The organism is Vibrio sp. STUT-A11 (genome assembly GCF_026000435.1).
GTDB lineage: Bacteria > Pseudomonadota > Gammaproteobacteria > Enterobacterales > Vibrionaceae > Vibrio.
In genome coordinates this window covers 1172806-1187965 of sequence record NZ_AP026763.1, presented here as the reverse complement: position 1 = coordinate 1187965, position 15160 = coordinate 1172806, and the positions used below count along the sequence as shown (strand labels likewise).

Annotated in this window: 12 protein-coding genes; 3 read left to right on the top strand and 9 right to left on the bottom strand. The window is 45.2% G+C overall.

Going from position 1 to position 15160, the window contains the following annotated elements:
- Positions 1-131: 131 nt before the first annotated feature.
- From OO774_RS05565 to OO774_RS05535, 7 genes are all read right to left on the bottom strand, one after another.
- A complete protein-coding gene (locus tag OO774_RS05565; protein WP_264905402.1) occupies positions 132-647 on the bottom strand; it encodes a protein disulfide oxidoreductase in 516 nt (171 codons plus the stop codon).
- On the bottom strand, positions 647-2755 hold the full coding sequence (locus OO774_RS05560) for a protein-disulfide reductase DsbD domain-containing protein (protein ID WP_264905401.1): 2109 nt from the start codon (positions 2753-2755) through the stop codon (positions 647-649). The genes OO774_RS05565 and OO774_RS05560 overlap by 1 nt, the downstream gene beginning before the upstream one ends.
- A gap of 62 nt (positions 2756-2817) precedes the next feature.
- The gene (locus OO774_RS05555) at positions 2818-3207 is read right to left on the bottom strand and encodes a hypothetical protein (protein ID WP_264905400.1); all 390 of its coding nucleotides are present in this window, start codon (positions 3205-3207) and stop codon (positions 2818-2820) included.
- Positions 3208-3380: 173 nt separating this feature from the next.
- On the bottom strand, positions 3381-4499 hold the full coding sequence (locus tag OO774_RS05550; protein WP_264905399.1) for an alkene reductase: 1119 nt from the start codon (positions 4497-4499) through the stop codon (positions 3381-3383).
- A gap of 300 nt (positions 4500-4799) precedes the next feature.
- On the bottom strand, positions 4800-5645 hold the full coding sequence (locus OO774_RS05545; protein ID WP_264905397.1) for a DmsC/YnfH family molybdoenzyme membrane anchor subunit: 846 nt from the start codon (positions 5643-5645) through the stop codon (positions 4800-4802).
- A gap of 1 nt (position 5646) precedes the next feature.
- A complete protein-coding gene (locus OO774_RS05540; RefSeq protein WP_264905395.1) occupies positions 5647-6267 on the bottom strand; it encodes a DMSO/selenate family reductase complex B subunit in 621 nt (206 codons plus the stop codon).
- An 11-nt stretch (positions 6268-6278) separates the two neighbouring features.
- Positions 6279-8723, bottom strand: coding sequence for a DmsA/YnfE/YnfF family dimethyl sulfoxide reductase (locus OO774_RS05535; RefSeq protein WP_264905393.1), 2445 nt, complete (start codon positions 8721-8723; stop codon positions 6279-6281).
- Positions 8724-8919: 196 nt separating this feature from the next.
- On the opposite strand from OO774_RS05535, the gene OO774_RS05530 reads away from it, so the two are divergent.
- A complete protein-coding gene (locus tag OO774_RS05530; RefSeq protein WP_264905392.1) occupies positions 8920-9489 on the top strand; it encodes a molecular chaperone in 570 nt (189 codons plus the stop codon).
- Positions 9482-9997 carry a ferredoxin-type protein NapF gene (napF, locus tag OO774_RS05525; RefSeq protein ID WP_264905390.1) on the top strand — a complete coding sequence of 172 codons (516 nt, stop codon included), beginning with the start codon at positions 9482-9484 and terminating at the stop codon, positions 9995-9997. The genes OO774_RS05530 and napF overlap by 8 nt, the downstream gene beginning before the upstream one ends.
- Positions 9998-10066: 69 nt before the next feature.
- On the opposite strand, the gene rimK is transcribed toward napF, so the two are convergent.
- Positions 10067-10972 carry a 30S ribosomal protein S6--L-glutamate ligase gene (gene rimK, locus OO774_RS05520; RefSeq protein WP_264905388.1) on the bottom strand — a complete coding sequence of 302 codons (906 nt, stop codon included), beginning with the start codon at positions 10970-10972 and terminating at the stop codon, positions 10067-10069.
- A gap of 316 nt (positions 10973-11288) precedes the next feature.
- On the opposite strand from rimK, the gene OO774_RS05515 reads away from it, so the two are divergent.
- On the top strand, positions 11289-13223 hold the full coding sequence (locus OO774_RS05515) for a hypothetical protein (RefSeq protein WP_264905386.1): 1935 nt from the start codon (positions 11289-11291) through the stop codon (positions 13221-13223).
- A gap of 124 nt (positions 13224-13347) precedes the next feature.
- On the opposite strand, the gene OO774_RS05510 is transcribed toward OO774_RS05515, so the two are convergent.
- Positions 13348-14904, bottom strand: coding sequence for a sensor domain-containing diguanylate cyclase (locus OO774_RS05510; protein WP_264905385.1), 1557 nt, complete (start codon positions 14902-14904; stop codon positions 13348-13350).
- Positions 14905-15160: the final 256 nt, after the last annotated feature.

Genomic DNA, 15160 nt, shown 5'->3' with positions numbered 1-15160 from the left:
ATGGTGGTCCCTATGTCATGTGGAAAGGAACCCCATATGCTCATATTATGATTCCTGTTGGTGCTAGAAAATAGCGCCGTATTAAAAAATCCGATATTCCAGTGTTGGAATATCGGATTTATTTTAGGCAATTAACTGGCTAACCAAATTCTTGCTAATATTCCCATCGGCGTGGAAATACCCGTTGTAATAGAGGTTATCTCACCATTTCTTAGAACATAAATGGTGGGGGTAACAACGACTTTCCAATCTTGCATAATTTTACTTTTAGGATCATTGATATTATTGAATCGATAATCCTTAAACATCATAAACTGTTTCACCCGCTCCTCATTGCCTGAAGAACCAGAAACACCAATTACCGAGTAGTGGCCACTTATCCAGTTCACACTTGGGCTAACAAATTTGCATGCCGGACACCATGTCGCCCAAAAATAGACAACCACTGGTTCTTCGTGGCTTTTCTTGATGGCATCAACATATTGACCACTGCTCATGAACGCGCTCAACGCTGGCGCGTTTTGTTTGGGTATATCTTTGGTGCGGTACCAATCCATGCCAACTGAAACGACGGTAACAATGATCACAATTTGTAGCAGTTGGATTAGCCAATGTTGCCATGATTTACGACGGCTTTTAGAGCTCATTAACTGTTTCCCCCACTCGCTTGTTTGATCGCACTGACGACAACATCCTCAGTAAGAATGACAGGCAAGGGGATGCCTTGGGGTGCTGCTGGACCATAGACGATATTAAAAGGGACGCCGTAACGTCCATATAGACGTAGGAAATCCGTTACAGAACTCTCTGGGTGAGTCCAGTCACCCTTCAATGTCGCGACACTTGGACTTTGCAATAACGAGTACACTGGATCTTGCCAGATCACCCCGATCTTGTTGGCTTTACAAGTGATACACCAATCTGCAGTGACGTCTACAAATACAACCCGCCCGTTTGCTACATGCGAATCAATTGCCGTATTCGACAGCTTCTGCCATGCAAGGTCTTGTGGAAGTGGTGTTGCCCATTTACTGGCAGTGACGCTAGCAAGAAGTAACCCGCCAGCAATCAAAAATAGCGATACGGAGCCCGTTATCGCCAGCATTCTTTCGCCGTAAACGATTTTGACCCTCACCATGATAAAAATAAACCCGAATAAGCCAGCAACAATGACCCAGAACATCGGTAAGTGATTAGCAATCAAGGTCAGCAACCAAATACTGGTTGCCAGCATCATCACACCAAATCCAACTTTAACCACATTCATCCACTTACCTGGCTTTGGCAATTTAAGCGCAATACTCGGAAAGACAGCGACCAGAATCCACGGCAACGCCATACCGATTGCCAACGCAGTAAAGACGGCAAACAACGTAAACACATCAGCCCCAAGCGCAAAAGCCACCGCCGTCCCCAGAAATGGCGCGGAACATGGTGTCGCAAGTAAAGTCGCAAACATACCTTGTACATAATGCCCAACAAGGGAGTTATTGCCTTTAGAAGCCAGCCACGTATTCGTGCCAGATGAAAGGCGAATCTGAAATAGCCCAAGCATATTGGCGCCAAAAAGCCCAGTAACCAGCACCATCAAGCCAAGAAACCAAACACTCTGGAACTGTACGCCCCAGCCGATCGCACTGCCTGTCATTTTAAGCACGGTGATAAAACCTGCCAGGATCCAGAACGACGTCAAAATACCGAATGAAGAAGCGACGAATTGTGCGCGAATCTGACGACGTTCGACCCCATGAGCAGTGACGATACTACTCAGCTTCATCCCAAGCACAGGGAGAACACAAGGCATGATATTAAGAACCAGACCACCAAGCAGAGCTAAAACAAATACGCTTGTTAAAGACGTATCTGGTAACGCATCCACGATCGCTGCTGCTTGCGCTTGGCTAACCTCTTCGGCTAATAAGTTATCGTCCTTGATTGAAACAAACAGCGGCTGGTTATTAAGGTCAACTTCTCCCAGCCAGGTATTCACTTTATAACTAGCCGTCAGGACATTGCCTGCCAAATAAGTTCCTTTTAACTTGAAACTGTAATCTCGCGTGGAGTCATCAACACCATCTACCAATACCTGCGGATGATTCCAACCTTGGGTATTTGTCAGCTTTACCTGCAGCGTCGATTGATTGGCATCCCAATCTGCCTGCGTAACTTCAATAAATGGCGAAGGTTGCGGAACATGACTCACTGCTTGTGCATAACGAAACATCACGTCTTCATCAACCTGTAAATCTGAAGGCAGAAACGTCAGTTGAATTGGATAGTCCGTCAAAACACAAATCGTGGAACAGGAAGACAAAGTTAATACCGCATCAATAGCAACGGGTTTGGTCATGTCTTCGATGTGCAGCGTGATCGGAAATAAAGTGTCGCCCTTGTAACCCTGTGTCTCTATGCCCAGTAGTTCGAACTTTTGTGGGTAGGGCCAAAGCCAATCGACTTTGCTCAAATTTTTCGACGCTTTCCAGTCAATAGATGGGGCAACGCCACCTTCACCCGGTGAACGCCAATAGGTTTTCCAATCTCCCGTTAGCTTTACATCCAGATATCCAGTGACCGTTTTTTCTTGCGGATCTTGTAAGCCGGTCAGTACAAAACGCGTTTGCACTGGTGGATGTTGAGGGTTGGTCAACCAGCCTGTATCGGGTGTCTGAGCGGAAAGCTGGAAAGAAAACAAACTTAACAGCAGCGTCATGATGAGCACCGACACCGCTTGAGTCATTTTAGTCATATCATTCATAGTGATTCCTGATTAAAAACAAGTGTAGAAGTTCGCTGACCACTTGGGTCGGAAAGCACTTGTCACTCACGGAAAACACAAAATGTAAGATGAACCCGATGTTTATAGGGTATTGGTTCAGTCCATTGCCTTAATTGTGCAAATACACCACGTCGACAGACCGCCGCCAGCGTAATACCGACAAACAGAACGACAATGAACAGCCCGAGATGATGTTTAGCAAACTGGATGAGCTTCTCAGATAATTCACACTTATTGGCACTTTTAGCCTCTATATCATGCGTTTTTTCTGAGGAGGCGTAAGAACTCTCAGTCTGTTCGCCATTCATGGAACATGACGATACGAAGCCAGAGTTTTGCATCTGGCACACGACAATGACCCAGCCAATGATAGCCAGGAGCCATTTCGCCTGTTTATCCGGCGCGCGATGTCGTGAAACCAATAAGCTCATAAAAAGTGGAATGAAAACAGAAACGCTGAAAATAATACCCGAGTCCGGCTAAAGCTCAAGTTAAACTGGGTCATCTTCAGCGGTCTACGAATCGGTCTCAACTTTACCAGCCGACTTTGCTTACAAAAATGCCGCTATTTATAGCGGCATTGTTCAAGCGAGTCATTCAGAAGTTACGCGATATTGGCTTGTTCTTGGTAGGTCGGGTAATCAATATAGCCTTTTTCGTCACCACCGTAGAAATGTTCACGTTGAGCTTCACTTAGCGGCCAATCATTCTGCATGCGTTCTACAAGATCTGGATTACCAATATATGGTCGACCGAATGCAACCATGTCGACCAGCTCGTTATCTAAATAGCTTTGTGCTTTATTTTTGTCGAAAGCACCTGCAATCATTAGTACACCAGAATAGGTATTACGGAACTTTTCAACAAATCCAGAAGGCATGGTTGTTCCACCTTGAGGAAGATCTTGGTCATTTAAGTGCACATAAGCTAAATCACGTTTTGCCAGCTCTGCGCCAAGTTCCAGCCAAGTCTCTTCTTCGCCTTTAAACTCAGGCATATCACCGTAACGCCCAAAAGGTGAAATACGAATTCCTGTATGTTCTGCGCCAATGGCATCACAAACCGCATCGGTGACTTCAAGTGCAAAGCGCAAGCGGTTTTCCATCGTTTCACCGCCGTACTGGTCATCTCGCGTGTTCAAACCCGCATTAACAAATTGCTCAATCAAGTAGCCGTTGGCAGCATGGATCTCGACACCGTCAAAGCCCGCTTCCATCGCATTCTCAGCCGCTTGAACATAATCCAGTTTAACTTGTTGAATTTCATCCATTGTAAGGCCGCGAGCTTGAGAAACCTCAACTTTGCCAGCTTGACCATTCTCATCATAAGCAAAGCAAGTGCCGTTCGCTTTTGTATCAACACTGCTTACTGGCGTACCACCATTAGGTTGCAACGAGGTATGTGACATACGACCAACATGCCAGATCTGAATAAATATCTTACCGCCTCTATCGTGCACGGCTTTTGTTGTCGCTTTCCAGCCTTCAACCTGCGTTTGGCTATAGATACCCGGGATATAAAGGAACCCTTGTCCTTGCTTAGAAATCGGCGATCCTTCAGTAATCAGCAAACCGGCTGACGCTCTCTGAGCAAAGTAAATCGCAGTATTTTCATCGGCGGCATCATCTGCATTGTGTACACGAGCTCTAGTCATTGGAGCCATGGCGACTCGATTCGTACATAACGCGTGACCAACTTGGATAGGGGTAAATAGTTTATTCATACTGAGACCTGATACTGTATTTAAATTCTAAGGTTTGACCCTTAACTATCGGGTAAATGCGAACTCAGATAAACCATCGTAGAGGACAGACATTAAGGAATTCAATTCCATAATCTCAGCAGTCTTACCCAGGTTAACCAGTAAAAAATGATTTATGAGGCGAACGACGCCCCCTTATTCTTCCAGCTTTAATCAAACCAAATGTCTGTCTGAAGTGTCACTGATTACAAAAGCTAAAAAAATCCCTCGATTTTTATTTCGAGGGACTTTTTAGGACTTAAATATAGAGGCTGATACTCACTACAACCCAACCGTCATATGTAGGCTGTAAAACAGTCCACGCCCTACCAGTTCAGAGGCTAAGATCAGTACCAGCGCTACGGTTAAGTTAATCGGGTTAACACTCGACTTGTTCACCATGGGTAATACCCAGATAAGTAAACCAGCGAGTAACAGTGCGACCTGTATACCCAGATAGCCACCAAGTCCGTCCACCAGCTCAGAAGCTTTGACAACGGAACTTTGTATATCACCAATAAGGTTCATTTTCCCGACTGTCACAACGAGGCTAATTGCAACTGCAACGACGGCGAGCATAATAATATTTCGATCGACTGAAAAACGGCTATCCTTTGCGGAAACAATCACCAATTGCGATAACAGTAAACCACACACCACCATCGTCATCACAAAGCTTAATGGTGTATACATATTAAACCAGGTTGGAACAGTATTGATCATGTACACATTGACCATCGAGTACATAAAAATACAGCCCAACACCATTGCACCTATCATCAGCGTTTTTTGAACAGCACCACCACCGACCTTTAACACCGACAGCAGCCACTGAAGTCCACCAACAGCAAAGAATGCTGCGCCAAAGAACACTTCGTTAGACAACCACGCTGAACCTAACTGGTTAAATGAGTTAAATGCTCGTAGTGGAGAACCTAAATGCGTTATCGAAAATAGGAAGCCCAAGCCCATGATCACCCACAACGCAAACATCGGTATTTTGTAGCTGTTAATTTTCTCTTCATCAAAGCCCATCACTAACGTACGTGCGCTGACGAGTAAATAACCACCGACTGCCGTTTGCGCCAGCACAGTAAAGAAGATCAAAGAATACTCATGGAAAATCATCTTAAACCTCCTTAGGGTTTGCCAAGTAACCTGTAGTATCACCGGTTGGTTTGGCATTTTTGTTTAACTTAATCACGATGTTTGGCAAGGTTAGATGTGACGAAGGCAGAGGTGCAACGTCAGCGGTTACGCCGTATTTCTCTCGCAGTATATGAATCTCACCGAACTCCAAAGCACGCAGTGGGCAAGATTCAACGCACATGGGTTGCTTGCCTTCAGCCACTCGCTCGTAGCAACCATCGCACTTAGTCATATGGCCTTTATCCCGGCTAAATTGTGGAGCACCATACGGGCAAGCGTTGGCGCAGTGCTGGCAACCAATACAAACCTCTTCGTTAACCACAACCAGCCCATCTTCCTCACGTTTGTGCATCGCGCCTGACGGACACACTTTCACGCACGCCGGATTTGAACAATGGTTACACGCGATCGACAAATAGTAAGAGAACACATCATTTTGAATCCACGTATCTCCATCCTGGACAAAGCCACCACCCGCGTATTCATATACGCGGCGATAGTTACGCTTGACGTCCAAGTCTCGATAATCTTTACAAGCAAGCTGGCAAGTTTTACAACCTGTGCATTTACTTGAATCTATGTAAAAGCCGTATTGTTTCATCTTTACCTACCTTATGCTTTGTTCGCCAACTTGATATCAACCAGATTGGAGTGTTGCGGGTTACCCTTCGCTAATGGACTTGGTCGTTGGGTCGTTAACACATTAATCGAGCCAGCATGATCGACTTTTTGTCCATCAGGCGCGTACCAAGCACCCTCACCCAGCGCGACAACATGAGGCAAAATTCGTGGTGTCACTTTGGCAGGTATACGGACTTCACCGCGATCATTAAAGATACTCACCATGTCACCGTTTTTGATTCCTCGTGACTCGGCATCAATCGGGTTAATCCATACTTCCTGACGAGCAGCTGCTTTAAGCAAAGCAACATTGCCATAAGTAGAGTGACAACGAGCTTTAAAGTGGAAACCGGTAAGCTGCAGTGGGTACTTAGCGGTCATTGGGTCATTGTGACCTTCAAATGAGTCCACATAGACAGGCAGTGGGTGGATCACTTCGTCTTCTTTTAGCGTCCACTCTTTGGCTATATTGGCTAACGTCTCAGAATAGATTTCGATCTTACCGCTAGGCGTTGAAAGCGGGTTGGCTTCTGGATCATTACGGAAGTCCTGATACGCAATGTAATCACGGTGATATTGACGCTTATAAATGCCCAACTCTTTCATCTCTTCAAAGGTTGGTAGAGATGGGTCTTGCTTGCGCGTTTCTGCGTACAAATGCTCAACCCACTCTTGTTGCGTCCGCCCTTCGGTAAACGCTTTTTCTACTCCCATGCGTTTGGCAATCTCTGAGCACATTTCGTAGATACTTTTCGCTTCGAACTGAGGTTCAATCGCTTTCTGAGCATAGATGAAGTAAGGCGCATTCGACGCTTTACCGTCCATCGCCCAGTCATCTTGTTCGGAGGTGGTTAAATCCGGCAGGATAATATCGGCGTACTTAGCGGAAGACGTCATGTGATTGTCGATCACCACGATCATTTCACACGCTTTGTCGTCTTGTAAGATTTCATGCGTTTTGTTGATCTCGGCATGCTGGTTAACCAAGCAGTTACCCGCGTAGTTCCAGATCATCTTGATCGGATTGGCTAAGCGCTCTGCACCGCGCACACCATCGGTTTTATCTGTCATTTCATGGTGACGGTAAATCGCATCCGTCCACAAGAACATCGAGATAGAGGTTTTTACTGGGTTAGGAACCGTCGGGAAACGAACAAATGGAATGTTGATATCACTTTCGCGCGCCCCAGTTGAACCACCAGACACGCCGACAGAACCAGTCAGTAGAGACAGCATAGCGATGGCGCGTGATGCTAGTTCACCGTTTGCCGTGCGTTGCAAACCCCAGCCTTGGTGAATCGCACATGGTTTGTTGGCTCCCATTTCTCGACCCAATTTGATAATGGTGTCGACAGGAATCCCTGTGATCTTAGCAGCCCATTGTGGTGTTTTTTCTATACCATCATCACCCAAGCCTAAAATGTATGACTTGTAGTCGCTGTTTTTGGGTGCAGACGCAGGCAGAGTTTTCTCATCGTAGCCGATACAATATTTATCGAGGAAAGCCTGGTCGACATAGTTCTCCGTGATCAGCACATGCGCTAAGCCTGCCACCAATGCCGCATCCGTAGAAGGACGAATTGGAATCCATTGGTCTTCACGCCCGCCAGCGGTATCGGTGTAACGAGGGTCAATAATAATGGTTCTAACGTTGGACTTGTTTTTACTCTCGACATAGTGATGGATCAAACCACCACCAGACATACGTGTCTCAGCCGGGTTGTTACCAAATTGAATGTTGAGCTTCGCGTTGGCTAAATCAGAGAACGAGTTGTTCATCGCCCAGCCACCATAAGTATGGCTGAGACCTTCTGCAATTTGCGCTGTGGAGTAGTCACCGTAGTGATTTAAATAGCCACCGCATAAATTCATCAGCCGCGCAATCAATGTTGATGCTGGCGGCCAAGACTTAGTTACCGTCCCACCAAGCGTGCCCGTACCGTAGTTCAAATAGATTGAGTCGTTACCGTATTCTTTAATTAGACGTTGCATGTTCGTAGCGATTTCATCGTAAGCTTCTTGCCAACTGATACGCTTGAATTTTCCTTCGCCACGCTTACCAACCCGTTTCATTGGGTACTTTAATCGGTCTGGGTTATAGACTCGGCGACGCATTGAACGGCCACGAAGACAAGCTCTCACTTGAGGGCTGTCACCAAATACATCGCTACCTGTATTGTCGGTTTCAACATATTTGATCTCACCATTTTGTACATGCATTCGCAGTGGGCAACGTGAACCACAGTTTACCGTACACGCACTCCAAACTACCTTCTCATCACTAGTCACTGATTCTTCAGCTCGTGCTGGGGTAGCTTTAAAGGGTAGAGCAATACCGCTGGCTAACGCCGCTGCGCTACCTACCGCAGAACTCGCTTTAATGAACCCGCGACGAGTCAGGTTCATCAAGTCAGATTGCTGTTTATTCTTCGTCATAATTGGATGCCTTAACATTGCTTGCACATACCACTTTAGGGGGGATATCGTGCTATTAAAATGACGAGAACAACCACTATTGATATAAATCAAAGTGAATATTAATTTAATTTTAAATTGTCAATTTTGTGATTAAATTTGACGTAAATGTGAAAGAATAGAGAAAACTTAATTAGGCTAATTTATTGAAATGAAAATGATTATCCATACGATTAAAATATTAGGAACACTGTTCTACCACAAACGCGGCAAGGCAGAATCGGTTGAACTGGTACGCTCTTTAGTCACAGAGAATGCTCTACAAACAGAAACCTTGAATGCACTCACTGCTTTAACTGACGAACAATTCGAGCGTGATTTCAGCGTGCTATTTGAAGGAATGGGCACTATGCCAGTGCCACCCTGGGGATCGGTGTATTTAGATAAAGAACAAGTGCTGTTCGGCGAATCGAACACACAATATCGTCTATTCTTACAACAGCATGGTATTGCATTAGATTCAGGCCAACGAGAGCCAGAAGATCAATTCGGTCTAATGTTGTTAGCCTGTGGCTACTTTTTGGAACAAGACAACACACAAGCTGCATTTGAACTGCTTGGAGAACATTTGATGCCTTGGGGCCCAAGCTACCTTGAGCAACTCAGAGACAAAGCACCAAACCCGTTTTATCAGCTATTGGCAGCAGACATCATAAAGTGGCTCGATGCTTTGGTTCAAAAACAACAGATTGACGTAGTGAAAAAGAAGATCTATCTAGATGAGTGAATCCATCGATAATAGTCGACGGGGCTTTCTGAGCCGTTTTAGCCAACCAGTCAAACGGGCTCAGCAAGCAGAGATAACACCACGCCCCGTAGCTCGCCCGCCTCACGCGGTTGATGAGGCGTTGTTTGCTCGTCTTTGTGATGGCTGCGGTGAATGCCAGAAAGTGTGCCCAAATAGCGTTATCGAGCTAAGTGCGCAACTAGCTAAACTTAATCTCGATTACAATGAGTGCAACTTATGTGGCGAATGCGTTACAGCCTGTCCTACTGACGCTCTGCACGCATCCACTCCTGTTGATATCAACTTACGCCCGCAATTCTCACAAAGTTGTAATAACTATCTAAGCATGGAGTGTCAACAATGTGCTTCGGCTTGCCCACAGAACGCGATATCTATTCAACCTGACGAACTTCCACACATAAATCAGGATCGATGCAATGGTTGTGGACAGTGTCGCTCCAGCTGTTATGCGAGTGCGATAACAATGCAGTTGTATAACCCGAGCTAATATTCGCTTCAGCACATCACTCGATTACAAGTCACTGGGCGCAAGTGAGTCAGACATTCACTTTTAATCTTAACCTTTGCCTAACGTTCTCGTTCTGTAAGGTTTGGCGTTTTTTTCGATAAACTGGAAAATCATATCTGCGACATCTTTTTTCGTTGCTGTTTCGATCCCTTCGAGTCCTGGCGATGAGTTCACTTCCATGACAACCGGCCCACGATCCGCTCTTAGAATATCGACACCACAAACTTTCAGCCCCATCACTTTTGCTGCAGCGATAGCAGTAGCGCGCTCTTCTTTGGACAATCTTACTAAAGTGGCAGAGCCGCCTCGATGTAGGTTTGAACGGAACTCACCCTCAGCACCTTGCCTTTTCATTGCGGCTACAACCCTCTCACCGATAACAAAACAACGAATATCAGCGCCTCCCGCCTCTTTGATAAATTCTTGTATCAGAATATCGGCTTTGAGCCCCATGAATGCTTCAACGATGGCTTCAGCAGATTTTGCCGTTTCCGCTAACACAACCCCAATGCCTTGTGTGCCCTCCAAAAGTTTTATCACACATGGTGCACCACCAACGTTTTTGATTAAGTCTTTCACATTGTCTGGTCGGTTAGCGAACCCTGTCCGCGGCAACCCAATGCCTTTTCGAGAAAGCAGCTGCATTGAGCGTAATTTATCGCGTGAACGGCTGATAGCGACAGACTCATTGACACTAAAGCTGCCTGTCATCTCAAACTGCCTGACAACCGATGTGCCGTAAAACGAAATACTCGCACCAATTCGTGGAATAATCGCGTCGTAATACGGTAATTGCTCACCTTTGAACCTTACCGCGGGTTTACTGCTGGTGATATCCATGTAGCAGTGTAACGTGTCTATGATGTCTACTTCGTGGCCGCGCGCCTCGCCCGCTTCCTTTAATCTACGCGTGGAGTAAAGGTTCTTATTCCTTGATAAAATAGCGATTTTCACTTTTACATCCTTCTTCTTGTAGAAATTGGTGATTTAAAGTCGATTCAAATAAACCTATGGTTAACCACCTTTAAACTCTCCAAGACTATGCACGTTTCGCATAACCGAGGAACAAACTTAATAGGTTATATAAACAATAGCCTACCCAGCGCTTCCCTACTCGCTTTGTCCTGTGCTCAGGGCGTTTCACATACATGATACGAACATTTTTAATGCATTAGTTTGCATAGAAAATACTACTTAACTATTATGCATTGTAACGCGACTGTTGCATATTCGTGTGCTTGTTGTGTTTCCCTAACCATGGAGATGGATTATGAACATAGTAAGGTCTAGGTATGGCGTCGCTTTATTGACGTTAATATTAACCGCGTGTGGGGGCAGTGACGGCGATACAAGTGCAAGGTCGCAAGAAGTAAGTGGCAATGTCACCGCTCCCGGTGGCGAAGTTGCGATGCTTAAGCATCAATCCGTTATAGAAAGTGTATTTAACGGAGTGTTCCCTTCTGTATATGCGGGCATAACCGGCTTACAGCCCGTCACTGGAGCATTGGTTGAGCTGATCAGAATCGATAATGACGGTAATCAGGTTGGTGACGTAATCGCAACCACAACGACTTCCATCTCGGGCGATTACACCATTACCGTGCCAGCAGGCGTTTCGCTTGGCGGTAATTTAGTCGTGAGAATATCCGGTGACAACGATATCGATTTAAGATCCCAAGTGGTTGAAGAGTCCGTCGATATATCTCCGATGTCAGAGTTCGTACTACGGAAATTTATCCAATCGGGTAGCTCACTAAACGATCTTACTAACTCGTCAGTGGTTAAGTTAAAGGGACAAGTCGAAGAGTTTGATTTGGCGAGTCGGATTGACATGTCGAGTATGCTTACTGCTTTAGAAAACGAGGTTGGAGAATTCGTAGACAAAGAAATTGCTTCTATCAATGCGACGCCTTCTTCCGCTGTTCAAATCTCGGGCGAATACCGACTAATAGATATGGCCATAGGTTTGCATGACGGTGACTTCGGAACCTATGCTTTAGACATGTTTTATTCTTCAGTCGCTCTTACTGGTGAGAGTGACGGAAGCGTTGAGGTCGAGTTGACGGATAATGAAGGGGCTTGGGGCTATGTGCATGGTAATGATGCATCTGCTTACTATGAGTCCGTGTATTATACCGAATCTGAAGAGGATGAAACCGTCGCCGCCACTTATGATTCTGGCAAGATTTTAACTATCGAAGCCGATTTCGAAGAAGAAATTGATGGAGATTCGGGCTGGCGTTCCCCACCACAAATCATAAAATTTCAAAAAGTAAAAGACAGTAATGTCGCGTTTAGCCTGAGTACGTACAACAGTGCACGTTACGCAACCATTGATACCAATGGTGATGGGACAAACGATGCTCTGGATCCAGACGGTCAAAGTGGCACTGAGGTGGGAAGAGGGTTATTACTGATGGCAGATCAACCTACCAATATGTCGTCCCCCGACCTAACTGGGGATTTTGGGCGGGTTTACTTCGGTTCTCGTTTTATCAATACTGGTTTTGTTGAAGTTGAGACCGAGACTAACGTTTTGACTTTTTCAGGCAATGCCACGGTTGATGTTGCTGCGACAACTCAGCAGCATGTATCTCGCTCCGGCGGTTATTCTACTCAAGAGTATGGCGCGGAGCCCGGTCTAAGTATTGTGACAGTTGCCAGTGGGGATATTGTCTCAGTCGATGGAGATTCTGTTGATGGTTTTGTTAACGCAGATTATAACTTTTTAGTCTTCTATCATGCCGACGGCCTTGATGGATCAGATATGGAAATTGATACCACTTTAGCGGTTAAACTCCCATCAGAAACCCCGGTATTAACTGGCAGAACTTATCGCCTCATCTTTACTAACTCGGCAATGCTAAGCGATACAGCATTTGAGCTATCACATTCAGGCTTTACGACTACGTTAGACTTTACCTCTGAATCTTCAGCCACCGTGAATGGCGCTATCGCAACAATCGATTTGCCTTCTTTTGGCGTCCCGCTAGAGTCCAGTAAAGAATCGGTAAGCCTGACTGCAAATACGTCGGTTGCTTCAAATGGTGCGGCTATGATTTCGGTCACTGATAGTGACGGGACGTTCAGTATGACAGGGTATTTTAATGAATCCGCAAGTCTGGGGGTTTTTACCACAGCCTCAGCGAATACCAACTCAGATCCGGATGGTTTGGGCTTAGCGGTCTTAGTGGAAATCGACTAAAACAAACCTTATTGACACATGTCTAAGTGTTGATGCAACACAATGTCCGCGCCTTGCGGACATTGCACCCACGTTGTTACTCTCTTAGACATAACGCCTGACAACTCAGCAGTGACGACTTAAATCAGTATTGAACTGCGGTTTGATTCCTACCATTATGCTTTGCTTGATATAGCGCATCGTCAGCATGTTTAAGAACCGCATTAATCGGCTCATTGGTTCCATCCCAATGGGACACGCCAACTGAAATCGTTACGTGCCCTACGCTGGCAAACTCTTGTGACTCAATCGATTTTCTTACTCGCTCTGCGACCATAAATGCCTGATCCAGATCGGTTTTGGTCAGAAAAACAATGAACTCTTCTCCACCAGAACGACACACGACATCTCCCTTTCTCGCTTGATCTTGAATCAAAGTCGCGACACTCTTTAATAACGCATCTCCCGCATCATGGCCGAAGCTGTCATTTACTTTTTTGAAGTAGTCAATGTCCAGGGCAAGTACAGAAAATGAGGTATTTTGCTCACGGAGGTTTTCTACCGCCTTATCTAACCCCCGGCGATTTAATAACCCGGTCATCGCATCAGTCAAGGTGTCGAGTTGAAGCTGATCAATGGTGTTAGAAACAATGTTCATTGCACTCAAAAAACTACGTTTCAGATAACTGGCTTCAAAATACCAAGGTTTAATCTGTGTAAGATCATTCTTACTCGAAGAATGGTTCTCGAAGTTCTTTACAGCACTCGCCAACTGCCACAATGGTTTGGATATAAAAACCGAAGAAACCCAGATCAGTAACAGTGTCAATGCGCCAATCGGAAGTGTCTCGAGAAACACATTCCACATCTGTTGATCGAGTACGGATAACGTAATGTCTTTAGGCTTCTGGGCAACAATCCCCCATCCAGACTGTATCACTGGTGCATATCCAGCGAGAACCTCAACACCCAGAGAGTTTACAATGTCCTGTTTTCCTTTGTTACCTTCAATAACGGCATTGATCGCATCATTATTGACGACTTTCTGCCCTATTCTGTGTTTGTTAGGATGGTAAATTACCGTGCGATTTTGGTCGACAACATATAGATAAGACCCATCTTTGTAGCTATGTTGTCCCAGTAAAGTATTCAGTATATTCTTTTGTTCGAGGTAAATGGTGCCCGAAACATACCCCAGATACTCGCCATTTTTAGAAAAAATCGGATAGGAAAGACTGGTTAAATAGTTCCCTGCCGGAGAGACAAATGGATCGGTAATTTTTGGCGCTTGTGCGTGCAGAGATTGCAGTAAACGCTTACTTTTTAGATGCACGCCTTTGACTTGCAGCGTTTCTGGAGAAACAGAGACTATCACCCCTTCAGAATTAACGACGAGAACTGAGTTAAAGTAATCGGTTTGGCGCTTTAAGCGATCAACTTCTCGCGCCAAGACATCGGGCTCATCCATTTTCGTGCTGAGCATATTTGCGCTGTATTCAAGCTGAGACATCGCAGAATCAATAAAAGCATCCGTCATTTCCGCCATTTTCTCAGCGTAAACACGGTTGGACTCCATTGTATTGCTGATAATCAGATTATGCTGGACTCGATAAATTGAGTAAAAAGCATTAAGTAATGTGACAACGACACTGAACACACATAGGATCAGGATTAGCTTTCTTAAATTCAATTTGTCCCACATTAACCTGCTCTCAACCACGTCTTCTAATTATCTTTTGGGTAATCTAAACGTTCGAGGCAATCGCTGCAACTGATAAGCAGCAAACAATCAATACTTTAATGTTTGTATTGGAAACTTAAGCGAGTGACACGTTCTAAAAAATGTCAGTGATAAGCAAGTTGATTCTGCTGCCTTTATTCATAGTGACTAAACTCACTTTATCAATATTAATCTTCCATGACCCTTTAATTTCCGGTCTGTTATTTGCTTTTCTTCT